Genomic DNA, 22283 nt, shown 5'->3' on the forward strand with positions numbered 1-22283 from the left:
GCGACCCGGCTGAGACCTGGGATCTGGCATCGTTGGCGCATGCCACCTCGACCCGCGGGCCGGTTCGGCCGCCCCGCCCGCACGACGACCGGCGGTGGGGGACGGTGAGGGTCCTCGTCGTCGAGGACTTTGAGGTCCTCGCCCGCTCCATCGGCACCGGCCTGCGCCACGAGGGCATGGGCGTCGACGTCGTCCTGGACGGGACCGCCGCCCTCGACCATCTGGCCGTCACCCGCTATGACGTGGTGATCCTCGACCGCGACCTGCCCGGCGTCCACGGGGACGAGATCTGCCGACAACTCGCCCACGGCCGCTGCGCGACCCGCGTGCTGATGCTCACCGCGTCCGACACGATCGAGGACCGCGTCTTCGGGCTCAGCCTCGGCGCCGACGACTATCTGCCCAAGCCGTTTGCGTTCGCCGAACTGGTCGCCCGCGTCCGTGCCCTGGCCCGCCGCGCCACCCCACCGCTACCACCCACCCTGGCATGCGGGGACATCGCCCTAGATCCGGCCCGCCGCGTCGCATTCCGGGCCGGCCGGCGCCTCGAGCTGAGCCCCAAGGAGTTCGCCCTGCTCGAATGCCTGCTCGCCGCACCCGGTCTGGTCATCTCCGCCGAGGAACTGCTCGAACGCGTCTGGGACGCGGCCGCCGACCCCTTCAGCAGCGCCGTCAAGCACACCATGCACCGGTTGCGGGCCAAGCTCGGCGACCCGCCCGTGATCGAGACCATCCGCGAAGGCGGCTACTGCATCGGACCGTCATGACGACGCAGCAGCTCGCCAGAAGGTCCCTGCAGACACGGCTCGCGCTGGCCTACGCGGCGGGCATCTACGCCGCCGGGGGCTTCGTCCTCGCCGTCGTCATCGTCCTGCTCGCCAGCGTCGATGCGGCCACACCCAAAGGCCACCCCGCATCGAGCGTGACCACCGGAGACGGGGGCGGGATCAGCCTGTCCCACCTCCTCACAGGATCCGCCGTCGCCCTGGTCATTCTGATTCCCGTCGCCCTGGCACTCGGCTGGTTCGTCGCCGGCCGGTTCCTGCACCCGCTACGCGCCATCACCGCCACCGCCAGAAGCCTCTACGTCGGCAACCTCCACCGGCGCCTCGACCTCGGCGAGCCCACGGACGAGCTGACCGAACTCGGCTATACCCTCGACGACCTGTTCGCCCGCCTTCAAGCCTCCTTCGAGGCCCAACGCCACTTCGTCGCCAACGCCTCCCACGAGCTACGCACCCCCCTCGCCGGCCTGCGCACCCTCCTCGAAGTCGCCCTCGCCAACCCCGACGCCGACACGAACTCCCTGCGCTCGGCCTGCCAGGAAGCCCTCGCCCTCGGCGAACACCAGGAACGGCTCGTCAAGGCACTCCTCACCCTCGCCACCAGCGAGCGTGGAATCTCTCGCTGGGACACCCTCGACCTCGCCCAGGTCGTCGAAGGAGTGCTCGCCTCCCGCCGCGGCCAAGCAACAGACAGAAGCATCGACCTGGCCGAACACCTGACGCCCGCAGTGACGGCCGGGGACCCAAGGCTGATCGAAAGCCTCGTCGCCAACCTCATCGACAACGCCATCCGCCACAACCACTCAGACGGGCACGTAGAGATCACCACCCAGAACTCCGGCACCCAGTCGACCCTTACGGTCACCAACAGCGGACCGGTCATCCCCGACGACCAGATCCAGCGACTCTTCCACCCCTTCCAGAAACTGGCGCCCGATCGTCACGGCCACCGCGAGGGCTACGGTCTCGGCCTCGCCATCGTCCACGCCGTCACCCGAGCCCACCACGCCGCCCTCACCACCACTGCACCCCTCAAAGGCGGCCTGTCCATCACCGTTCGGTTCTCGCACACATCCCATCCGAACCTCCGCCGGTGAGAAAATTGAGGGCCTGTCAGTCACCGGTGGGATGCACTCAGCGGAGGACCCGGACGATGATGACGCTGGCGCGCTTGGGAGTCCGTGACGTCCCTGCCGCCGTACACTGCCCGAGCCAGCTGCTGCTGACTGGCGGGTGACCGGCACGGCTATCGGGGCAGCTTCGCAGTGGGCTCCGGGCGCGCGACGCCAACGTAATGCATGGCTGTCTGCTCTGCGATATCGAACAGCCGCATCAGTTTTTGGGGGGAGGATCGGCAGTCTCCAACGCCTCGCTGCGGTCGGTCAGCCACTCCATGGTGAGCCGGTGTGTGAACTCCTCCAGGTAGAGGGTGCGCCGCAGTAGTCCGCGGCGGATTTCGAGCGTGCCGCGGGCGAGGTCCGGGTCGGTCGTCAGGATCATGCGGATGTCGTTCGCGAGACCGCCCGCGAAAGCGACCGCTGGCGGGGCCGCGTCACCAACCGCTCGCCTCCTCCGACGGGCTTCGACATCGAGCTGCACTCCGACCGCACACCGCCGCGCCGGCTGACCTGCCGCGGCCTCAGCATGAGTTCGGCCGTCGTCTACGAGGTCGCCCTCGATCCGCGACACACCTCGCTCCGTTCGCCACGCGTGACCCGTGCGAGTAGTCAGTCCTCCAGTTACTCCTCCAGTCACTCCTCCTCCAACTCGCCGGTATTTCCCCGCCCTTCCCGCGTGTAGAGCAGCAGGAAGGCGAAGATTCCGGCCAGCCCGGCCAGGATGCAAGCGGTGTCGGCGACCCCGCCGCCGAAGGCCGTCATCAGTGAGGCGGAGCCGACGGCGATGGCCACCGTCTGGCCCGCGACCACCACGAAACCGGCCAGTAGGAAGAGGGCAACCAGAACGCGCGAGGCATTCAGGCAGAACATGTACATCCGATACTCCTCACCCGAGCCACCCAGCACGTCCCGAGCCACCCGGCTCACCCGGCTCACCCGGCTCACCCGGGAATCCATATCGCCCCAACCACCATCAGCACGCCGATGAGATAGGACGGCACGAGGTAATACAGCGTCACCGGAACGAAGATCCGTACCGGATTGATGTCGGCGATTCCGGCAGCCACATACAGCGGTGCGGCCCCCGGCGGCGAGCAGCCCTCGGACGAGGCCCACACGATGATCGCGGCAAAGGCGATGTACGGCGCGACGTCGGCCGCCGTCAGCGCGGCGAAGGCGACCGGCCCGACCGCCGCCAGCGTCGATGTCGTGTTGAGCGGACCGGCGACGATCACCACGACCAGTCCGACGACGAGCGCCGCGACGATCTGCGGGACGTCTTCAAGGCTCCGTAGAACCGCGGCGAGCTGGTCACCGATCCCCAGGGTGTGCAGCACGTTGGAGGCGGCGAAGGCTGAGATCATCGTGACGCCGATCAGCCCGAGCTTGGGGCTGATCTCCGACAGCAGCGTCCACCATTCACCACTGCCGCGCGGCAGCATCCGCCGCTCGACGACAAGTCCGGCGAGCAGCATCACCACCGGCAGCCAGACCAACAGCGGTACGGCGTCGGAGGCTTCGAGCCCGCCAAGACGCTCCCCGACAATGTCGCTGGTCGGCGAGGTCGTCAGTACGATCGGTACCGCGAGGGCAGCCAGTACGACGAGCGAGGTCCAGCCCGCCGCGAACGACTGCCGCAGCGGATGGATGTCCTCCTCGGCCATCGCCCCCACGCCGCGCCGTTTGACGATGACGTACGCGATGACCAGACGCATCACGACCATCCAGGCACCGGTGACGAAGAGCGTGCCGACCACGTCCTGCGCGCTGAGCACCGGCAGCACGGTCGGCGCCGCGAGCAGGATGAAGAACGCGCCGCTGAACGGGAAGGTGGCGCCGACGCCCGCGTTCCCGGAGAGGACCAGCGCCGCGGTCTCGCCGCTTGCCTTCGAACGCTTCATCCACGGAATGGTGATGGACCCGATGGTCGCCACGATCGCCGCGCCGTTGTGCGCCACGGCACCGAAGAGACCGGCCGAGACCGTCGCCGCGTAGGCGGAGCCCCCTTCGCGGCGGCCGAGGAGGGAGCTGAGAATATCGATCATTCGCTGCACGAGCCCCGTCCTGGTCAGCAGTTCGCTGACGAAGACGAAGGCCAGTGCGGCGAAGGTGATGTCCGACTTCAGCCCTTCGACGAGGGCGTCCCTGGCGACGCGCGGCGCGTCCGTACCGGCGAACGCGGCGCTGGTGAGAAAGCCGATGACCATGGCCTCGCCGATGTTGCGCTTGACCCATACGTTCCACACGACGATGGCCCCGATGAAGGTGACCAAGGCGAATATCGCGTTCATGGGCGCCTGCCGCCCCGGCGGCACAGTGGGCGGTGAAACCCAAGCAGTTCAGTCCAGCGGTGATACGTCCTGTCAGCCCAGCGGTGGTACGTCCAGACCCGCATCGCGGTACGCATCCCCGGCCTCCTCCCCAGTGAGGAACGAGTGCAGCGCGCGGGCCTCGGCCCGTGCGACGGCCGCCGTTCCCAGCGCGGCCGAGACTTCCGTGAAGTGCTGCGCTCCCTCCGGCAGCGGCCCCACCACCTCTGCCTCCGGTACGAACAGCAATTCGCTCATCTGCTGTACGGCCAGATCGGCTCTGCCGTCGACCACGGCCAGCGCGGTGAAGCCCTTCTCCACGACCGTGGCCCGCGCGTTCACCTCGTCCGCTATGCCGAGCCGTTCCAGCAGCCCGGCGAAGTAGACCCCGCTGGCCCCGGTGCGCGAGTAGGCGACGGAACGGGCCGAGCGCAGCGCCGCGATGAGGGCGTCGACAGTGTCGATGGCGGGTCGTTCGGCACCGGGCGGCGCGGCCAGGCCGACCCCGACCCGGGCGAGGTTCCGTACGGAGCCTCTGTCGATCACACCCAACTCGCACAGTGCGGGAAACGAGCCGGTCACGCCGACCATGACCTCCGGCCGGGCGCCCTCCTCGATGCGCTGCAACAGCACGTTCGTCGGGTCGTAGAACCCTTCGACGGTGATACCGGTCTGCTGAGTGAACTTGGTGAGGATGACGTCGTCGAGGGCTTTCTTCACCGCGAGCGCGCTGAAGAGGGACACCTTGTGCGGTGTGTCCGTGGACATCTTTGCCCTTTCGCCTGAGCTTGAGTGGAGTGGGTGTGCGCACCGGCCCGACCGCTCACGCGACCCCCTCGGCGGAGGCGTCAACGAGCAGGCCCGGGCCGCCGAGATTGCCGGACTTGAGCAACAGCGAGAGGGGGCGACGGCCGCCCAGCGGATGGATCCACGGCACTCCCAGCGCCGCCTCCGCACCGACCCGCGCGCCGGTGACCCCGAGGGCGGCGACCACCGCCCCTGACGTTTCGCCTCCTGCGGCGACCAGTCGGCGCACCCCGCGCCCGGCGAGACCGACCGCGATCAGTCCGGTCGCCTCCTCCAGCACGGCGGCCGACCGCTCCACACCCAGCAACCGCTGTACTTCGCGCAGCCGTTCCGGGGCGACGGAGGAGTACAGGACGGGCGCGCCGCCCCCCGCGGGCAACTCGTCGTACCAGGCGAGTGCGGCATCGGCGAGCGCGACCGGATCCGGTACGGCCACCGCGTCCAGGTAGTACGAGGGCCTGCCCGCCTCGCCGAGAGCGGCGAGCTGTTCCAGGGTGCGGCGGGAGCAGCTCCCGCTCAGCACGGCGGCCGACCCGTCAGGCGTCCCCGCGGCGTCCCCGATGGCCCCGATGTCCTCGGGGATCCCGGCGTCCCCAGTGTCCCCGGCGCCCGGAGCCTGCCCGGCGCGCTTCTCCGCGTACGCACGGGCCAACCCGGCGGCCAGCCCCGCTGCACCCGCGACGAGCGGCGCGTCCACGAAGGCCCGGCCCAGCGTACGCAGGTCGCTCTCCTGTGTGCCGTCGGCCAGCACATAGCGCGCGCCCCGCACCCCGGCGGCCGTCAGTGAGGCGCGTACCGCCGCCCGGCCCTTCCGTACCGTAGGAAGACCGATCAGCGAGATCTGCTCGTGGGTCTGCGCGCGCAGCAGCCGGGGCAGATACGAGTCCGTCATCGGGGTCACCGGGTGGTCCCGCATGTGCGACTCACCCAACAGGACGCCGTCCACGAACAGGTGACCCTGGTACTGGGTCCGCAGGTGTGCGGGCGAACTCGGCGTCAGCGGTACGGGGCCCGCTCCCGTCGCGTGCGCCAGCGCGTCCAGGACCGGGCCGATGTTGCCGTGCGGCGTCGAGTCGAACGTCGAGCAGAACTTGAAGTAGAGCTGCCCCGCGCCCTGTGCGCGCAGCCATTCGCACGCCTCGGTGGACGCCGCGACGGCATCCGGCGCGGGGGCCATCCGGCTTTTCAGCGCGACCACCAGCGCGTCATGCGGGGGGAGTTGGGGAGCGTAACCACCCTCGCTCGTACCCTCACCCCCAGGCACCCTGAAGAACAACAACGTCCGCAACCCGGCGCGGCGCAGTGCCACGGCGACATCAGTCGCGCCGGTGAAGTCGTCGGCGATGACCCCGAGAGGGCCTCGCGGTGGGTGAGGTTCGGTCATGGTCATGCGGGCCTCCCCGTGAGGGTGGTGCGCAGGCACATGGCAGCGGCCTGCGGGCCGGAGACGACGGGCAGACCCAACGCGGCGGACAGCGGCGCGGCGGCGGGCGCCAGCGAGTACTGGGCGAGCAGGACGGCATCGGCGCCGGCCGCGTACGCGAGACATGCGTTCCGCAGTACGTCGGCCAGCGCGGCCGTGTCGTTCCCGCGGGCCGCGTCGCAGGCGTCGGGTGCGACCACGCCGACCGGCTCCGTCGCCGAACCGGCAGCCGTCACGGCGGCGGAGAAGCGGGCCACCGAATCCCGCATCGCCGCCTCGAACGAGGCAAGCACCAGCACCCGGCCGAAGCCGGAGGACAGCGCGCGGGTGAAGGCGGCCGCGTCGGGCGCCAGCAGCGGGACCCGCGCCTCGACCTCCTCGGTGACCGGACCGTACAGCGAGCAGGTCAGCAGCACCCCGTCCGCCCCACCGTCCAGCGCATACCCGATGAGCCACCGCATCCGATCCCTGAGGGCGGGCGGCAGCGGCCCCTCAGCCGGCGCGTCGGTCAACAGCCGGTCGTCCAGCAGGTTCCAGGGCTCGGCGGCCGGAAACTCCTCGGCCAGCCCCGCGACCGCCGGGGCGACAGCGGCGGGGGTGGCGCTGATCAGTGCGATACGCGGCGCGCGGTCCGCCTTCCCGCCGCTCATCGGGGCACTTCCGACCCGGGGTGCGCCGAAGCCGTTCCGGCCTGCTCAGCGATCCACGACAACCCGCTGATCGTGCCGTTCGCCGGGCGGTACTCGCAGCCGATCCAGCCCGCGTATCCGGCCTCCAGCAGTGTGCCGAAGACGCGCGGCCAGGCGATCTCGCCGCTGCCGGGCTCCGTCCGGTCCGGCGGGTCGGCGATCTGGACGTGCCGCACCCGGGGAAGGTGCTCGCGCAGCGTCGCGACGAGATCACCTTCCTGGACCTGTACGTGGTACACGTCGAGCAGCAGCCCGAGCCCGTCTCCATCCCCGTCGCCGCTCCCGTCCCCGTTCCCGCTGAGTTCGGCGAGCGCCTCCACGACGGCGGCGGCCCGCGCCTGGGTGTCCGGCACAAAGCCGGGCGCGTCGCGGCCGTTCTGCGCCTCGAGGAGCAGACACACTCCGGTGCCCCGCGCCCGCTCGACCGCCCAGGAGAGGTTGCCGACGTAATGGGCGAAGGCGCGGTCGTCACTGACGCCGGGCGGCCGTACCCCACCTCTCACGTGCAGGAAGTCGCTGCCCAGCTCGACCGCGTAGTGGAGGCCGCGCTCCAGGTCGGAGCGGAAACGGTCCGTGCCTCCCGGGAGAATGGCCGCGCACCCCCGCTCCGGTGAACCAGGCCCGCCCGCCGGGGTGTTGATCAGTACCTGGTGCAACCCCGCGTCGGCCAGGCGACGGCGGAGTCTGGTGGCCGGGTACGGATAGGGGTCCGCGTACTCGACACCGGTGAAGCCCGCAGCGGCCGCGGCGTCGAAGCGCTCTTCGAAGGGGACCTCGGTGAACAGCCACTTGAGGTTGGCGTCAAGACGCAGCCCGTTCGGCGCCCGCATCAGTGCGCTCCGAAGTGCGCTCCGACATGCGCTCCGACGTGGGCCGCGGCGTTTGCGTACCCGGGGTTGACCAGGTGAGCGGGCGGGCGCCCGGCGAGCACGTCGATCACCTGCCGGGCCGCCATGGCGCCGGACCTGGCGCGCGCCTCGCGGGTGGCGGCACCGATGTGCGCGGTGACCAGCACGTTGTCGAGCGCGCGAAGCCTGCTGTCCGCCGGAAGCGGCTCGTGCTCGGTCACGTCCAGTGCGGCGCCCGCGAGTCGACCGCCCTCGATCGCGTCGGCGAGCGCGTCCTCGTCCACGACCCCGCCCCGCGAGGTGTTGATCAGATACGCGTCGGGTTTCATCCGGCGCAGTGCGGCGGCGTCGATCAGATGGCGGGTGTGCTCGTCGAGGGAGATGTGCAGGGTGAGGAAGTCCGCCTCCGCCAGCACGCCGTCGAGGGACCGCGCTTGGACGCCGGTCTCGGCGAGGAAGTCCTCGTCCAAGTAAGGGTCGTGGGCAACGACCCGCATGCCGAGCGCAAGTGCGGCGCGGGCGACGGTCTTGCCGATGGAGCCGAGGCCGACGACGCCGAGCGTCGTGCCGTGCAGCTCACGCCCGCTCTCCTGCGTCCAGCCGCCGCTGTGCACGGAAGCGATGTTCTGGGGAAGGCGCCGGGCGCAGTTCAGCATCAGCGCCAGGACGTGCTCGGATACGGATATCCGGTTGGCGCCGGGGGTGCAGGTGACCGCGACGCCCTGCCGGGTCGCCGCCGCCACATCGATGTTGTCGTAACCGACGCCGCAGCGCCCGAAGACCTTCAACGCGGGTGCTGCCTCGATGACGTCGGCGGTGAAGGGGTCGGTGCCTGCGACGATGCCCGCCGCGTCCGCGACACACTCCGCCAGAGTGCGTCCGGTGGCCTCGCGGTCGGCGCGACGGGCGAAGACCGTGTCCAGGCCCGCGTCTTGGAGCATCCGGTCGACCTCGCCGCCGGGTTCGAGATAGGGCGTCGTCACGAGGACACGGGGCGGGATTTCGTACGGGGACAGGGGCTGCGCCATGGGGAAGTCCTCTGTTCTGCTCAGCTCTGCGCTTACGCGTCCAGTGGTCCATCTCCGAGCCCGAAACTATAGTATAGAATTTGCCTCAATCCTATAGCAGTGCATGAGAACATGTGATCGCGAGGAGAGGGGCCGCGCTACCATCGGCCGACAAAGGAGGCTCGCATGGTTACGCGCCCGTCGGGTCGGCTCCCCCTGGCCGATCAGATGTATGAGGTGCTGCTCGGGCAGTTCATGGACGGACTGTGGTCGCCCGGCCAGTCGCTCAACATCGGTGCGCTGACCCGCGAGTTGAACGTCAGCCAGACCCCCCTGCGCGAAGCGCTCGCCCGGCTCGAACACACCGGTCTGGTACGTCGCGAGGCCCTCAAGGGCTACCGGGTGGCCCCTCTTTTCAGCGAGACCGAACTGGTCAAGCTGATGGACGCGCGCCTGGTGCTTGAGCCGACCCTCACGTACGAGGCGGGCCGCCGCACCACCCCCGAATTCCTCCAAGATCTCGCGGGCAGCATCGCCGACCTGCGGCGCTGCGCGGAGGGGGGCGGATCCAAGTCCGTCCGCGCCTACCTGTCGGCCGACGAGCGCTTCCACTTCCTGATCGCCGAGCAGTCGGCCAACCCCTTCCTGGCGTCGGCCTACCGCTCGCTCGGCGGGCATGTGCAGCGCTTCCGCCTCTTCACCGAGCTGGGCTCCTCCGACGCGGCGTCACCCGCTCACGACCACACCGCTGTATACGAAGCACTGGCCGCCGGGGACGCGGCAGGTGCCGCCGACCGGATGCGGCAGCATCTGGAGAACGCGAAGGCGCGTGCGCTGAAGGACCGTCAGGCAGTCCAGGCGAACTGACTCAGGTGTGGCCGCGCAGTGGCCTGATGACGCGCACCGCGATTAGAGGGACTCCGTAGGTGCCGTCCGACTCGTGGTGCACGGCCCGTATCCGGGCCGCCAGGCGGGCATCGGCCGCCTGGCGGCCCGGTCCGCAGCCGTCCGCCGCCAGTAGTAGAAGCTCGAGCGGGCGATACCGAGGACGCTGCAGAGCCGCTTCACGCCGTAGCGGCGCTGGAGGTCGGCGACGCACTGGAAGCGGTTCGCCAGCGCGTCGCCCCGGCGAAATACTTCGCCGCTTTGCGCAGGATTTCACGTTCCTCCTTCAGCTCGCGGACCTTCTTCCGCAAGGCTGCGTTCTCCGCTTCCAGCGGGGCCGGCGGCTGGGCCGGTTCCTGAGTTCGGCGTTCCCGGGGACGGCTTGCCCCGGCTGCCCGGATCCAGTTCCGCAGGGTTTCCGGGTTGATTCCCAGATCGGCGGCGACCGACCTGATCGTCGCTTCGGGCCGCGACTCGTACAGCGCGACCGCATCCGCCTTGAACTCCGGCGGGTGATTCTTCATGACCACGAGATATCCGTCCTCAGATCCTCAGGATCCAGTGTCTCGTGTGTCCAACGTGTCAGGGGTCAAGACCCACACGACCGCCGGATACAACGAACTACCGGTAACGCACCCGACGCACCGGCCGAGGCTGGCCGGACTGGGGCCATCCAGCTGCCGTGAACGCCCCTTCGGAGAGAACTGGAACGACGTCGCAGACGCCCAGTTCGGTTGCGATGTCCACGTCGTCGGCGAAGCCGCCGTCCGAAAGTTCCCGGCCTGATGCGCTGGCGGCGACCGCGGTCATGACATCCGGCGTCGCCTCGAAGCAGGCGGCAGCGGCGGCCGCCTCGGGCGACAGGGAACCACCGCACTGCTTCCGCAACGCGGCGAGGACTGCTCCGGCACCGAGCAGGTCCTCCAGCGCGGGACGCAGACTGCCGTCAGGCCATCGCTCCCCCGAGGCGATCACGGCAACTGGACGGTCGAGGGTTCCATAACCGTGCTGCCCGAGCCAGTTGCCCACCGCCGTCGCGTTGCGCAGACAACCCGCAACCACCAGCGATCCGCCGGCTGCGGCGGCGATCGACGAACCATTGGGAGAAGGCAGCACCAGGCGCGGGACGAACGGAGCACTCCTCAGCGCGGTCGGCGAAAGCGACCATGGCGAGTCCGGCGTGGCCATCCGGCGCCCAACAGCCAGCCGGGCACCCATCTCATCAGCGAACTTCGACGCGGACTCATCCCTCCAGGCATAGGGGAAGACCCGCATCCCGGACTCCACCGCCACCGACACCGAGGTCGTGAACGACAACACGTCGACGACCACCACACACGCGACATCCGCCGCGAGCCGTTGCGCGCCGACAGGCCCCCAATCGAATCGCGACCCACTACCTGCCTGCAAGAACCACTCGTCCATAGCAGATGACCGTGCCATTGCTCCCCAACACCGACACCACCGGGTCCACCCTCACCCGAAGCCGAGACCCACCGGTCCCACCCGCGCCCATGAGCACTTCGACCTGATCAGTGTCGGCAATCAGGACGTCTCCACAGAAGAGCTGCACTCAAAGGGAATGCTGCCATTCCGCCACCCACGCACACCGCCGTGCCCGGCCGTCTGGGACGCGATTCAGACAAGGCCCTGACCAGCCTGGACAGCCCGAGTATGTCCGGGACAGCCAGCTGCCGTTGCCTCACGCCATCAGCGGTCAGCAGTATCTGTGGTGCCAAGCCGGGCGAGCCGTTGTAACACCTGCGCAGTCTTACGACCAGTTGCTGTTCGGCCGCCCTGACAGCCCGAACGACTCGATCCCTGCTCCACTCAGTAACGCAAACACCGGGAAACCAACCAGCATCCCGGCGACACAAACCGTTGCACATATAACGGAGGGAAAGCGTGAGACATCCAGGGAAGTTATTCGCCGTCATGGCGCTGAGTCTGGCCGCGGTGCTCACCGGCGCCTCAGGCGTAGCTGCCGATCCAGGCCCCACGCCACCGCCACGTACCAACAGCACCAACGAGCCGCTATACATGGTCAAGGGATTCGACCCGCCGGAAATCAACGACGACGGCCCCGGAGTCAGCTGCACATCCCGCTGGAACACCGCCGAAAGAGCTATGAAGCGCTGGGGGTGGAGAGGAAAGTTCGTCCAAGTGGGTTTCTACAACGGCGACACACACTGCAACCTCACCCTGGCCAGGAATGGCGACGGCACCCGCGACCTGCCCCTCGTAGAGCTGGGACGCCGCCTGGCGTGGAAGATCTACAATAGGGATTCCCGGTACGGACGGAGCGTGGACCTCGTTGGCCACTCCATGGGCGGTCTCATCATACGGGCGGCTCTGACAGGAACCGAGCGCCACATGCGGGGATGGCCGCCCTACATCTACGTCGAAGACGCGGTCACCCTCGGTACCCCCCACTACGGTGCGTGGATCTCCGATCTCATCTGTTCAGCCGTTCCGATCAACCGTCAGTGCGAAGACATGCGCTCCGAATCCGTCTTCATGCGCTGGCTGCATTCCACAAATGTGCCGAAATCCGAACAGGGCACTGACTGGACACTCATCGGCTCGGAAGCCGACACTGACGTGGCTGTCGGCAGTGCGACTCCGGTCGTGGACGAGGCACAGCATCTGGTGCGTTACACCAGTTCCAGCAACATCGGGCACAGCCAGTTGCGGACAATCGCCTACGGTTGGTGGCCCCTGCGTCACTCCCATGACAGCGGTGAAAACTGGACCGACACGCGCAATGGGGCGGCGCCGCTCCGCGCCACGTTCAACTCCCTATACTGGGAATCCCGATGGTGAAGCACCAGCAATAGCGGCACGATCCACCGCGGTGTCCAGGGCATTCTCGCTCCGGGCATCGCGGGCATCGCGGGCAACCGGAAGGAACAATCGCGCCGCTATGCCTCGCCCTGCGTAAGGAAATCCGCGCGGTGCCCGCCCGCAGCGAGGCCATACCCTTCGAAGAGAAGATCCACTGTGTCCGCCGCCTGGTCAACCTGGTCGAGACGGACCTGGCGGAGTCATGAGCGCTTTCTGCTGCGGCCACGACTTCCTGTAGTCCGTCATTACGGTCCACCATGCTTAATGCCTCCAGAGCTTGGGATGAGGGGGCAGATCGTCGTACGTGGGCTTCACCGATCAGCTGCGGCGTTGGCAACGCAGGGGGCGCGGTGGGCCCGCCATGGGAGCCCCCGGTTTGCTGAGCGTTTCGCTCTGTGATTCGCGTTTGGTTCCGTGTCGTTGGATTCCGTGCCAGTTTGGGATGGTTTTTGCGGGTGAGGCGGAAGGCAGGCCTGCTCCGGGGGCGTACTCCGCCCCTTCTCTGTCGCCCGATGGGACTGCGACTGAGGCTGGGAGGAACAGATATTCGAGAGGGTGCTCTGACGGCTGTGGGGCGCCTCACGTGCGGGTTGCACCGTCCTTGAGACGCCGGTTCAGGGCTGCTGTGAGTCCCGCCATCGCCAGTGCGGCCAGGGCGAAGCAGCCACAGACGAGGCTCACGGTCTCAACCCATGCGGCGGGCCTGCCGGACAGCGAGGCGGAGAACTGGGACCCTGCGCCGAGCGCACCCGATGCTGCGGCGAGCAACCATGTGCCAGGGCTGAACGCAGTCCAGGCATTACCCGCAGCCGCAGCCCGGGCGATACGCAGGACGACTCGCCCAGCAAGCACCGCGCAGGCGATCGGCGCGATAGTGGCCAACCCCAGCAAGAACACCACGGGCAGAATCCAGGTACCGGCATCTTCGGACGAGAGGATCATGAGTGCATGACCGCTCGAGCGGTAGGAAAGTTGCCCTGCACAGGACGAGGGTCACGGGCAACGAAGAGAGTGATCACAAAAGGGCATCTCATAAACCCCCGATGGCAGGATGCCCGGTGCCAGCCCTGGCCGTGTCCGTTTCGATCGCGTCTCGCTATGTGGTTCGTGTCTGGTCCGGGATAGGTTCCGCGCCAGTTCGGGGTGGCTTCACGGGTGAGGCGGCGGGTCATGAGGTCGATCATCACGACGTGGATCATGGCTTCGGACCGGTGCGAATGGGTTTCGTAGTCGCGGGCGAGGCGTCGGTGGTGCATGAGCCAGCCGATGCTGCGTTCGATGGTCCAGCGTCTCGGGATGATCGTGAATCCCTTGGCGCCTGGCGGGCGTTGGACGGGGTGGACGTCGATGCCGAGGCGGGCGCCGTGCTCGATGGCGGTGGTGTGGTAGCCGACGTCGACCCATGCCTTGGTGACGTACGGGTGGACGGTGGCGATGCGGGTCAGCAGGGTTATGCCGGCCGCGGTGTCGGAGACGCTCGCGGAGGTGACCAGCACGGTCAGCAGCAGTCCCAGGGTGTCGCAGCCGAGCTGGCGCCTGCGGCCGATGATGCGTTTGCTTGCGTCGGTGCCTTGGTCCGCCGGGTGCACGTTGGCGGAGGTCTTGATGGTCTGGGAGTCCAGCACGCAGGCGGACGGTTCGTTGCTGCGGCCCTCGCTCTGGCGGACCGGGGTCCGCAGCAGTCCGGTGAGCTGCTCGAACACGGCGTCTTGTTGCCAGCGGGCGAAGTAGCCGTAGACCGTCTGGTGGGGCGGGAAGTCGTGGGGCAGGAACCGCCAGGGGATGCCTGTGCGGTCCACGTAGAGGCTGGCGTGCATGACCTGGCGGAGGTCGTGTTCGAGTGGGCGTCCGATGTCCAGGGCGAACTGGCGGCGCTTGGTCCGTCGCCGCTAGGGCTGTCCCGTATAAGCGTGTGAGCTAGGGCGTGTTTGAGATGTGGTCACAGCGGTTGCCGTATGAGGGCAAGTTGGGCAGCGGGGATCGGTTGACCTGCCACGAACGCGCCAGGGGCCGGGCCGCTGCCCGACCCCTGAGTCTGTCAGGCGGCCGTTCCGCCAGCGTTGCGGATCAGCTGCTGAAGTACCTTCACTGTGGTGACGTAGTCCGCGTCGTCGATGCCCTCGTGGAGGACGGCGCGGAAAGCGGGGGTGGTGCTCTTGATGTCGGCGCGGGCCTGTTCCCCCTCCTGGGTGAGCCACAGCCGGTCCTCGGTGTCCCGCGTCAACCAGCCGCGCTCCAGGAGCACCTCGGCCTCTGCCGCCAGATCGTCCTCGGGTCGTATGTAGGAGGTCATGGCGGCCTGCAGTTCGGGGAGGGTCATCCCCTTGCCGTCGGGGGAGATGTCGTTCTCCGACAGGTTGCGCAGCAGCCAGAACTGGGGCTGGGTGTAGCCCTTTTCCGCCTGCTGGGCCCGGATGTACGCGATAAGCGCCTCGTAGGCGACACCGGTCCAATATGCGGCGGGCTGTTCGGCGAGTTCGGCGTCGGAGAGCTGCTGGGTCGTCATGGGATGTCCCCTCCTGGCGTTTTGGTGCGGAGCCTGCACGCTGTGCAGGTCATGCAGAGAACGTACGACCTCAAGTGCGGTTGAGGGCAAGCGGGTGACCTTTCGGAGGTCGTCGGTGCGAAGGCAAGGTGTCCAGTCCCAGGTTCCGAGCTGAGGCACGTTCGAGGGGTGATCAAGGTCGTGAAACAATTTTCGAATGTCTCGTGGCGATCTGACGAATGCACAGTGGGAGCGGCTGGGAGCGGTGTTGCCGCCACTGCCGCGGATGGGACGCAAGCCGCGGGATCGGCGTCAGGTCTTCGACGGGATGTGGTGGCGGGCCCGGACGGGTTCTCCCTGGCGGGACGTGCCCGAGAGATATGGGCCGTGGGAGACCGTGTATACGCTCTTCCGGCGCTGGCAGATCGACGGGACCTGGGCGAACGTTCTGAGGAAACTCCAGGTCAAAGCGGATGCTGCCGGGCACATCGAGTGGGAGGTGTCAGTGGACTCAACCGTCTGCCGGGCCCACCAGCACGCCGCTGGCGCCCGGAAAAGGGGCTCCCGACCCGGGCCGGACGCTTCCCGACGGGCTGGCGGCCGAGCCGAACGACCACGCGCTCGGCCGCTCGCGTGGCGGCCTGACCACCAAGATTCACCTCGCGGTCGACGCCTCCTCCCACGTTCTGGGCTCCGTCATTACCGCCGGACAGCGCGGTGACGCACCGGTATTCACCTTCACCGGGCTGAGCCCTCGCTGCTTCGGCAGGTTGGTGACTGCGCTGCGGCGCGAGGGTGCGGAAGCGGTACGGCGGGGTCGGCCGTGGGGCCTGACACTGGAGAACCGGGTGCTGCTCGTGACAGCTTACTGGCGCACGAACTTGACGTTGCGCCAACTCGCGCCGCTGTTCGGCATCTCGAAGTCCGCGGCCAACCGGATCATCGGCCATCTTGGCCCGCTTCTCACGCTTCAGCCCAGACAGAGTTTCGCGCCGGACACCGTCCTCATCGTGGATGGCACTCTGGTGCCCACCCGCGACCACACGATCGCCGAACAGTCCAGGAATTACCGGTATTCCACCAACCACCAAGTCGTCATCGACGCCGACACTCGTCTGATCGTCGTGGTCGGCGAACCCCTGCCGGGCAATCGCAACGACTGCAGAGCCTGGGACGAATCGGGAGCGAAAGCCGCCGTCGGCAAGACCATGACGATCGCCGACGGGGGTTATCCAGGGACCGGACTCGTGATGCCGCACCGCCGCAGGGCCGGCGAAGAACTCCCCGACTGGAAACGGGAACACAACCGCTCCCACAAGCAGGTACGCGCCCGCGTCGAGCACACTTTCGCCCGCATGAAGACCTGGAAGATCCTCCGCGACTGCCGTCTCAAGGGCGACGGCGTCCACCACGCCATGCTCGGCGTCGCCCGCCTGCACAACCTCAACCTCTCCAGATAGGTCGACCGCCACACCGAGACGGGCCCACACTTATCCGAAGATCATTGCGGGACAACCCTTAGCCGTCGCGCGCGGTCATGTTTCCCTACATTTTTCCTTGGGACCGGACGAGCCCTTCGTATGGTTGGTCCACCAGGGACGCCGGGTGTGGCTTTCATGTTTCTGCCGCTTGTGGCTTCATCTGATTGGCCACCCGGCGTCCCACGACGACTCGGCTGCCATTTAGGAATTGCGAATGATCGCTGAGTAGGGAATCGACAGCGAGTCCGTCCGTGGGGAGGCACCAGCACCACATCGCGCGGAGGCACCACATGGCCGCGATGTGGGCTGGCATCGACGCAGGACACTCGTTGGAGGGGCGGTCCGGCAAGACCGTCCCCGCCATGCCATCAGCCCACTACACTCCCGACAGTTCCGGTCAGCGCCACAACCGTCGGACGCTTGCTGCACAGCCAGGACTCGGTGCGCGTGTGGTCGGCGATGGCCCAGCCGGCCAAGCGGTGTACTCGCACGAACCTCACTATGCGGCAGCTCGCACCGCTCTTCGGGATCTCCTCGGCCACCGTCTGCCGGGTCATCCAGAGCCTGCGGCCGCTGCTGGCGCTGGAGCCGGCCCCGCGGCCGGTCACCGACGTGGACCGGTTGTGGATCGTGGACGGAACGTTGGTCCCTGTCCGCACCGCACGCTCGGCGCCTCATCGAGGCACTACCGGTTCTCGGCGAACGTGCAGGTTGTCATCGACGCGGACAGCCCTCTGGTGGGCACCGGCCTGATCGTCCCGCACCGTAGAAGGGCCGGACGGCCTCTCCTGCAAGGTCAGGAGGAGGACAACACTGAACACCGCCGGGTCAGGGCACGCGTCGAGCACACCTTCGCCCGTAGGAAGAACTGGACAATCCTCCGCAACTGCCGCCAGAGGGGCGACGGCCTCCACCACGGTGTCGCCACCATGCACAACCTCACCCTCGCCGCATGAACCGACAGACCAGCCGCGCATTTCAGGCCGCATGACCACGGCCTTCTGCAACACCCTCAGTCGCGTCGGATCAGTTCGGGATTGATGTGGCGTCCGACCAGGGGCAGCGTGCCAAGCACCGCCACGATCAGGACGGCGAGCGCGGCCAGGGCGAGCAGGGGGATGCCCGCACCGTCCCAGAGGACCTCTCCGCCGCCTGTGACGAGGTATGAGGACTCGGCCAGTTTTCCCGCGACCAGCGCGAGGACCAGGCCGAGGGCCAGGGGCAAAACCACCTGGGCGCACTGGACGAGCCGCAGCGTACGTGGCCTGGCTCCGATGAGGGAGAGGGCGGTGACCTGCGCCCGGCGCTCTACCGCACGGTCGGTGACGGAGACCAGGAAGGCAGCGACGCCGATCATCAAGCCCATGATCATGCCGACGGCGAGCAGGGTCTCGATGACGGTGATCTGCTGAAGCGCGTCGATGTTGATGCCGACGGGGTCGACATCGGCGGTGGGCACGATGGCGCCGATGCGGTCGAGCACCGTTCTGACGGTCTCGGGGTCGGACGCGCTGGCGAGGATCAGGCTGCCGGCCGCGGGGAGGGCACCGGGCGGCAGCTTGGACGGCGGGTAAAGGACGGGCGCGTCGACTGAGGTGATGTCGTAGCCGGAGTACAGGGCCTGCCGACGCGGCACGTAGACCTTCACGGACGTGCGGCGGTCGCCCTGCCGCAGGTGGACGGTGGAGGGGGCGATGGGTTCCTCGGTGACCGCGGGGTCGGTGAGGCGGAGCGGCGTGCCGTCCACGCAGCCCTCCAGACGACGCACCATCTTCGCGAGCTGGCCGCAGGTCGCGACCAGGGCACGTGCGGGAATGCGCGGGCCCTCTGCCTTGGGATCGAAGGGCGGTTCCATCACCATCGCGTGTGCGCGCAACTCCGGGATGTCGCGGAGCCTGTTCTGCTGGTCCTTGCTGAGGCCCGACAGGGACAGGCCGTACTCCTGGGAGGGTGAACTGGGCCGCAGGATCTGGTCCTCCTCGACGAGGACGCCTTGAGCCAGGGATGCGGAGAAGACCAGGAGGACCAGCCCGGTGACGACGCGCATGGCGCTGCCGGGCTCGACCTCGTTGCGGCGCATGGCCAGATTCAGGGTGAGAGAGGAAGAGCGGGCCAGGCGCTTGGCGAGGAGGTACGACAGGAGCGGCATCGTAAGAACGAGGCCGAGGCCGGTGAGGAGCACGCCGAGCGGGACCAGCAGTGTGTTGATGCCCGTCGTCTGAGCCGGACGGTCGGTGAGGCCGGTCAGACAGTAGCCGGTGACGATGCCGAGGCCGGTGACGAGCAGGAGGCCGCCCCAGACGCGGGGCGCGCGAGGGGCTGCCGTGCGGCGCGTGCTGAGCGGGCTTGTGGCAGCCGCGCGGGCGCTCGCGCGGCCGACGAACCAGGCCAGGGCCGGGCAGCCGAGCAGGCAGACGGCGAGGGTGGAGGCGGACAGCGCGCCATCGGCCGGGTACCACTTGAGACCGGGCAGCCCGGTCCTGGCCATGACCTGGTTGAGCAGCCAGAACTCACCGAGGCCGAGGAGCGCGCCGAGCAGTGCGGCGGCGACGGTCTCCGCGGCGTTGACTCGCTGGGTGCCCTTGGCGCTCAGGCCGAGCAGGCGCAGCGCGGCGAGACGGCGGTTACGGCTGGCGGCGGAGAGCTTGGCGCATACGGAAAGGAAGACCGCGAGCGGCAGGAGAACCAGCGTGCCCAGCGTGAAGCGCAGAATGTCGAGGGTGGAAGGCTCGATGGCGGGCACAGGCGCGTAGCCGGTACCGAAGCTCTTGAGGGCGCGGGTCGCACCGAACCCGGTGAGCTTGGAGCGGTCGGTGCCGACGTACGCGTACAGCTCGTTGGGGTCCGTGAGACCCGCCGGGGAGATGGTCCCCTTCTGCCGGCCGGGCAGCAGCCCCTTCAAGGCGGGCTCACGCTTGAGCTGGTCGTGCAGAGCCGGGGAGACGAACACCTCACCCGGCGAGGGGAGTTCACTCAGACCCGGAGGCGGCTTCGGAGTGTCGTTGGTGCCGCGGGCGAGGAAGACACGGTGAAAGGGCTTCGAGCCGTGCGGGTCGGACCGCTCCAGTACCAGGGTCCGGTCACGCTCGGGCTTGCCAGGGAAGACGACGGTGGCGCGGTCGGCGGCCCGGCCGTCCCGCGCGTCGAGGATCGCCGGGATCGTCAGGACGAGCGCGAGGCAGCACACCCCGAGCGACCCACCCACGGTCATCAGCAGGAAGCGCACCCGTGTGCCGCGCCCGGAGCCGAGGAGCAGCCGCAGCCCGAGCAGGAACTCCTTCATTCCGAGGCCCCCTTGAGGGCGAGGACACCGTCGGCCATCGTGCAGCGGCGGTCCGCCTGCGCGGCAACCGTCTGGTCGTGCGTCACCAGGAGCACAGCGGTGCCCTGGGAGCGGGCCAGGGACAAGAACTCCTTCAGCACGGCGTCAGCGTTCGCGCTGTCGAGCGAGCCGGTGGGCTCGTCCGCGAACACTACGGCAGGCCGGTGCACCAGCGCACGGGCGACGGCCACGCGCTGGCTCTGCCCGCCGGACACCTGCGACGGGCGCCGCTCGCGCAGCTCGGCGATGCCGAGGCGGTCAAGGACCTCGGCAGCGGCCTTCAGCGCGGGACGCTTGCGAACACCCGCCAGCCGCAGCGGCAGCGCCGTGTTCTCCTCGATGGTCAGCTCGGGCAGCAACTCGCCGTACTGGAACACGAATCCGAATCGCTCACGCCGCAGTGTGCTGATCTCCTCGTCGCCGAGGTCTCCGAATGCCTGTCCCTCGAAGCGCACTTGCCCCCGGGCCACCGGCAGTACCCCCGCCAAGCAGTACAGAAGCGAAGACTTGCCGGACCCGCTGGCCCCGGTGATCGCCACCACCTCGCCGCGGGCGAGGCTTAGATGCGCGTCGCGCACGGCGGCGGTGGAGCCGTAGGAGAGGTCAACTCCTTCGGCAACCAGGACTTCCGACGTACTCACTGTTTCCCCCAATGGGCCGGACGGGCCCCGGTCGAAGGACCGGGGCCCACAAGGTGGTGCGACTGTCTCCGGCAGCGCTTATCGCCGGTACCGCTTGGTCGGCGAGCAGTTGTCCGGGTGGAACGAGCCTCGGTCACGGCATGCGCGTATCCGGGCGTCGTCCGTGTATCGGTCGGCCGGGGCCCACACGAGATAGTCCTGCCACTTCGACTTCCGCTGCTTGCCGTTGAAACGGTTCCAGTCGTGGCCTTCCGCCTTCACCTGGACGTAGACGTTGTGGCCATCACCGGCACTGGTGTCCTTGAGCCAGCCCTTGAAGTGGAAGGCGCCGTGCGTCCTGGGCCCGGCGGGTTCCCACTTGTACTTGCCCGAGTGGAACGAGACGCCGCCACTCTTGCGTGTCGGGATCTTGTGCCACGACGCGGCCGCCTCGACGTCACCACTCGCCCCCGCGAATGCGGCCCCTGCCCCGGCGAAGAAGAGCCCGGCGGTAAGCGCGCCGACTGCAGACTTCCGATTCACTTATGCCCTCCCGTTTGTTGTGCTGCCGTTGACCGCATGTCCATGATCGGCAGCCACGGGAGCTTAACAGTCGGTCACCGCATGAACACGGGGGCTCCGGTGTGAGGTGCCCCAGGCCCGGTTCGCAGCGAAACGCGGTGCTCTGGGACGCGCTCTTCGGGGCCGTAGTGACCGAAATGGATGGGGTACGCGTGCGCGACGCCATACGGTACTTGCGATCACTGCAACGTTGCGGTGGCCCACGCACGTTGCCCGGCGACGCCGGGTTCAGCGGGGGAGGGGGCGCAGAGTGCGGGAGGAGTGGGAGCGGGCCACCGGATTGAGGTCGGGTGCATAGCTGGGCAGCTGGACGATGGTGAGCCAGTCATGGCCTGCCGCATACTCACGTAATCGACTGCAACGATGAACATTGAAATTGTCCCAGAGCACAACAACGGGACCGCCGAGCTGAAGGTGAGCCCGAACGAGGAGATCACGGTAGTCCTGCCAGGTGAAGCCGCGGTGGGCACCTTGGTGATGGCCCTGGACGCGAGGACGGAAAATCAAGCGGCTGCGTTCGCCGGCCTTGAAGCGCACCAGTGCAGCCATCGAGATGCGGCCACGGGAAGCGCCGTTGAACCCAACCAAGGGCGTGCTCCCTCTGGGTGCCCAGGTGCGTGCGCGGTGCGACGTCATTCGAGAGGCTCTGCCAAGATTCCCGTGAGAGGTGACGTTGGGTCACTTGCTCAAGTGAGCAGTACCCGCTTCCGGAGCAGCGCGAAGCTGGCTCGGCCGTACATCTGACGCTTGAGCACAATCCGATTTACGTGTCCTTCGACGGGCCCTGAACTCCAGGAGAGGGTCAGTCCCGCCATTCTTTAAGGTTCTCGCCGGACAGATTGCAGAGCATGCGGGCGAAGGTATGGACGAGGCCGCGGATAGTTGCCAACTCCGGGCAGCAGTGCAGGGCTTCATCGAGTTGTTGTTTCTCGGTCGGGTGCAAACGATGTGGATGCCACATGATCCAGTTGGTCACCTGTTGCGGCTTGAGGACGGGCATTGGTGAACGGATCGATCCCAGAGATGTCCGAAGAGGATGCAGGTAGTGCCGAACTGCTTGTGCGGTACGCCCTGGGTA

The 22283-nt window shown here is 68.2% G+C and carries 22 protein-coding genes and 3 pseudogenes; 7 read left to right on the plus strand and 18 right to left on the minus strand.

What is annotated here, in order from left to right:
• Positions 1-104: 104 nt before the first annotated feature.
• Positions 105-767, plus strand: coding sequence for a response regulator transcription factor (locus ACWDVB_RS17945; RefSeq protein ID WP_451515944.1), 663 nt, complete (start codon positions 105-107; stop codon positions 765-767).
• Complete coding sequence (locus ACWDVB_RS17950) at positions 764-1882, plus strand: sensor histidine kinase (RefSeq protein ID WP_451515943.1); 1119 nt, start codon at positions 764-766, stop codon at positions 1880-1882. The genes ACWDVB_RS17945 and ACWDVB_RS17950 overlap by 4 nt, the downstream gene beginning before the upstream one ends.
• 235 nt (positions 1883-2117) lie before the next feature.
• Here ACWDVB_RS17950 and ACWDVB_RS17955 read toward each other — a convergent pair whose 3' ends face one another.
• From ACWDVB_RS17955 to ACWDVB_RS17990, 8 genes are all read right to left on the minus strand, one after another.
• Complete coding sequence (locus ACWDVB_RS17955) at positions 2118-2285, minus strand: hypothetical protein (protein ID WP_451515942.1); 168 nt, start codon at positions 2283-2285, stop codon at positions 2118-2120.
• Positions 2286-2536: 251 nt separating this feature from the next.
• Positions 2537-2848, minus strand: coding sequence for a hypothetical protein (locus tag ACWDVB_RS17960; protein ID WP_451515941.1), 312 nt, complete (start codon positions 2846-2848; stop codon positions 2537-2539).
• Entirely contained in the window at positions 2845-4194 is a 1350-nt protein-coding gene (locus tag ACWDVB_RS17965) for a TRAP transporter large permease subunit (RefSeq protein ID WP_451515940.1), read from the minus strand. Before ACWDVB_RS17965 ends, ACWDVB_RS17960 begins: the two co-directional genes overlap by 4 nt.
• A 72-nt stretch (positions 4195-4266) precedes the next feature.
• Positions 4267-4980: a molybdate ABC transporter substrate-binding protein gene (locus ACWDVB_RS17970; RefSeq protein ID WP_451515939.1), complete on the minus strand. Its 714-nt coding sequence runs from the start codon at positions 4978-4980 to the stop codon at positions 4267-4269.
• A 55-nt stretch (positions 4981-5035) separates the two neighbouring features.
• A complete protein-coding gene (otnK, locus tag ACWDVB_RS17975; protein WP_451515938.1) occupies positions 5036-6409 on the minus strand; it encodes a 3-oxo-tetronate kinase in 1374 nt (457 codons plus the stop codon).
• The gene (locus tag ACWDVB_RS17980) at positions 6406-7092 is read right to left on the minus strand and encodes an aspartate/glutamate racemase family protein (RefSeq protein ID WP_451515937.1); all 687 of its coding nucleotides are present in this window, start codon (positions 7090-7092) and stop codon (positions 6406-6408) included. Before ACWDVB_RS17980 ends, otnK begins: the two co-directional genes overlap by 4 nt.
• A complete protein-coding gene (locus ACWDVB_RS17985) occupies positions 7089-7961 on the minus strand; it encodes a hydroxypyruvate isomerase family protein (protein WP_451515936.1) in 873 nt (290 codons plus the stop codon). Before ACWDVB_RS17985 ends, ACWDVB_RS17980 begins: the two co-directional genes overlap by 4 nt.
• Entirely contained in the window at positions 7961-9007 is a 1047-nt protein-coding gene (locus tag ACWDVB_RS17990) for a phosphoglycerate dehydrogenase (RefSeq protein ID WP_451515935.1), read from the minus strand. The genes ACWDVB_RS17985 and ACWDVB_RS17990 overlap by 1 nt, the downstream gene beginning before the upstream one ends.
• Positions 9008-9172: 165 nt before the next feature.
• On the opposite strand from ACWDVB_RS17990, the gene ACWDVB_RS17995 reads away from it, so the two are divergent.
• Positions 9173-9853, plus strand: coding sequence for a GntR family transcriptional regulator (locus ACWDVB_RS17995; protein WP_451515934.1), 681 nt, complete (start codon positions 9173-9175; stop codon positions 9851-9853).
• Positions 9854-10050: 197 nt separating this feature from the next.
• On the opposite strand, the gene ACWDVB_RS18000 is transcribed toward ACWDVB_RS17995, so the two are convergent.
• Both ACWDVB_RS18000 and ACWDVB_RS18005 read right to left on the minus strand, forming a co-directional pair.
• The gene (locus ACWDVB_RS18000) at positions 10051-10395 is read right to left on the minus strand and encodes a transposase (protein WP_451515933.1); all 345 of its coding nucleotides are present in this window, start codon (positions 10393-10395) and stop codon (positions 10051-10053) included.
• 97 nt (positions 10396-10492) lie between these two features.
• Complete coding sequence (locus tag ACWDVB_RS18005) at positions 10493-11296, minus strand: 2-phosphosulfolactate phosphatase (RefSeq protein ID WP_451515932.1); 804 nt, start codon at positions 11294-11296, stop codon at positions 10493-10495.
• A gap of 480 nt (positions 11297-11776) precedes the next feature.
• On the opposite strand from ACWDVB_RS18005, the gene ACWDVB_RS18010 reads away from it, so the two are divergent.
• Positions 11777-12694 carry an esterase/lipase family protein gene (locus tag ACWDVB_RS18010; RefSeq protein WP_451611973.1) on the plus strand — a complete coding sequence of 306 codons (918 nt, stop codon included), beginning with the start codon at positions 11777-11779 and terminating at the stop codon, positions 12692-12694.
• Positions 12695-13294: 600 nt separating this feature from the next.
• Here the strand turns inward: ACWDVB_RS18010 and ACWDVB_RS18015 are convergent.
• The 3 genes and pseudogenes from ACWDVB_RS18015 to ACWDVB_RS18025 all read right to left on the minus strand — a co-directional run bounded on the left by ACWDVB_RS18015 (position 13295) and on the right by ACWDVB_RS18025 (position 15221).
• On the minus strand, positions 13295-13657 hold the full coding sequence (locus ACWDVB_RS18015; protein WP_451515930.1) for a hypothetical protein: 363 nt from the start codon (positions 13655-13657) through the stop codon (positions 13295-13297).
• A gap of 185 nt (positions 13658-13842) precedes the next feature.
• Positions 13843-14598, minus strand: a pseudogene (locus ACWDVB_RS18020) (IS5 family transposase); the annotation flags it as partial.
• A gap of 155 nt (positions 14599-14753) precedes the next feature.
• Positions 14754-15221 carry a MarR family transcriptional regulator gene (locus ACWDVB_RS18025; protein WP_451515929.1) on the minus strand — a complete coding sequence of 156 codons (468 nt, stop codon included), beginning with the start codon at positions 15219-15221 and terminating at the stop codon, positions 14754-14756.
• Positions 15222-15417: 196 nt separating this feature from the next.
• Here ACWDVB_RS18025 and ACWDVB_RS18030 point away from each other — a divergent pair, with 196 nt between their 5' ends.
• The 3 genes and pseudogenes from ACWDVB_RS18030 to ACWDVB_RS18040 form a co-directional block, all read left to right on the plus strand.
• Positions 15418-15921, plus strand: a complete 504-nt coding sequence (locus ACWDVB_RS18030; protein ID WP_451515928.1) for an IS5 family transposase — start codon at positions 15418-15420, stop codon at positions 15919-15921.
• Entirely contained in the window at positions 15887-16660 is a 774-nt protein-coding gene (locus tag ACWDVB_RS18035) for a transposase (RefSeq protein WP_451516021.1), read from the plus strand. Before ACWDVB_RS18030 ends, ACWDVB_RS18035 begins: the two co-directional genes overlap by 35 nt.
• A 507-nt stretch (positions 16661-17167) precedes the next feature.
• Positions 17168-17637, plus strand: a pseudogene (locus ACWDVB_RS18040) (transposase family protein); the annotation flags it as partial.
• Positions 17638-17693: 56 nt separating this feature from the next.
• On the opposite strand, the gene ACWDVB_RS18045 reads toward ACWDVB_RS18040, so the two are convergent.
• The 5 genes and pseudogenes from ACWDVB_RS18045 to ACWDVB_RS18065 form a co-directional block, all read right to left on the minus strand.
• The gene (locus tag ACWDVB_RS18045; RefSeq protein WP_451515927.1) at positions 17694-19964 is read right to left on the minus strand and encodes an ABC transporter permease; all 2271 of its coding nucleotides are present in this window, start codon (positions 19962-19964) and stop codon (positions 17694-17696) included.
• Positions 19961-20644 carry an ABC transporter ATP-binding protein gene (locus tag ACWDVB_RS18050; RefSeq protein WP_451515926.1) on the minus strand — a complete coding sequence of 228 codons (684 nt, stop codon included), beginning with the start codon at positions 20642-20644 and terminating at the stop codon, positions 19961-19963. Before ACWDVB_RS18050 ends, ACWDVB_RS18045 begins: the two co-directional genes overlap by 4 nt.
• Before the next feature lie 78 nt (positions 20645-20722).
• On the minus strand, positions 20723-21166 hold the full coding sequence (locus ACWDVB_RS18055; RefSeq protein WP_451515925.1) for a hypothetical protein: 444 nt from the start codon (positions 21164-21166) through the stop codon (positions 20723-20725).
• Positions 21167-21478: 312 nt separating this feature from the next.
• Positions 21479-21841 (minus strand): annotated as a pseudogene (locus tag ACWDVB_RS18060) (transposase); the annotation flags it as partial.
• Between the two features lie 166 nt (positions 21842-22007).
• Entirely contained in the window at positions 22008-22205 is a 198-nt protein-coding gene (locus ACWDVB_RS18065; protein ID WP_451515924.1) for a hypothetical protein, read from the minus strand.
• Between the last annotated feature and the right edge of the window lie 78 nt (positions 22206-22283).

The organism is Streptomyces sp. NPDC003379 (assembly GCF_053589195.1).

Bases quoted from the DNA above. Each gene is read 5' to 3' on its own strand.
- ACWDVB_RS17955 (WP_451515942.1), bottom strand. From the start codon at position 2,285: ATGATCCTGACGACCGACCCGGACCTCGCCCGCGGCACGCTCGAAATC.
- ACWDVB_RS18065 (WP_451515924.1), bottom strand. From the start codon at position 22,205: ATGCCCGTCCTCAAGCCGCAACAGGTGACCAACTGGATCATGTGGCAT.
- otnK (WP_451515938.1), bottom strand. From the start codon at position 6,409: ATGACCATGACCGAACCTCACCCACCGCGAGGCCCTCTCGGGGTCATC.
- ACWDVB_RS18005 (WP_451515932.1), bottom strand. From the start codon at position 11,296: ATGGACGAGTGGTTCTTGCAGGCAGGTAGTGGGTCGCGATTCGATTGG.
- ACWDVB_RS17950 (WP_451515943.1), top strand. From the start codon at position 764: ATGACGACGCAGCAGCTCGCCAGAAGGTCCCTGCAGACACGGCTCGCG.
- ACWDVB_RS17990 (WP_451515935.1), bottom strand. From the start codon at position 9,007: ATGGCGCAGCCCCTGTCCCCGTACGAAATCCCGCCCCGTGTCCTCGTG.
- ACWDVB_RS18025 (WP_451515929.1), bottom strand. From the start codon at position 15,221: ATGACGACCCAGCAGCTCTCCGACGCCGAACTCGCCGAACAGCCCGCC.
- ACWDVB_RS17995 (WP_451515934.1), top strand. From the start codon at position 9,173: ATGGTTACGCGCCCGTCGGGTCGGCTCCCCCTGGCCGATCAGATGTAT.
- ACWDVB_RS17985 (WP_451515936.1), bottom strand. From the start codon at position 7,961: ATGCGGGCGCCGAACGGGCTGCGTCTTGACGCCAACCTCAAGTGGCTG.
- ACWDVB_RS18015 (WP_451515930.1), bottom strand. From the start codon at position 13,657: ATGATCCTCTCGTCCGAAGATGCCGGTACCTGGATTCTGCCCGTGGTG.
- ACWDVB_RS17980 (WP_451515937.1), bottom strand. From the start codon at position 7,092: ATGAGCGGCGGGAAGGCGGACCGCGCGCCGCGTATCGCACTGATCAGC.
- ACWDVB_RS17965 (WP_451515940.1), bottom strand. From the start codon at position 4,194: ATGAACGCGATATTCGCCTTGGTCACCTTCATCGGGGCCATCGTCGTG.
- ACWDVB_RS18045 (WP_451515927.1), bottom strand. From the start codon at position 19,964: ATGAAGGAGTTCCTGCTCGGGCTGCGGCTGCTCCTCGGCTCCGGGCGC.
- ACWDVB_RS17970 (WP_451515939.1), bottom strand. From the start codon at position 4,980: ATGTCCACGGACACACCGCACAAGGTGTCCCTCTTCAGCGCGCTCGCG.
- ACWDVB_RS18000 (WP_451515933.1), bottom strand. From the start codon at position 10,395: ATGAAGAATCACCCGCCGGAGTTCAAGGCGGATGCGGTCGCGCTGTAC.
- ACWDVB_RS18030 (WP_451515928.1), top strand. From the start codon at position 15,418: ATGTCTCGTGGCGATCTGACGAATGCACAGTGGGAGCGGCTGGGAGCG.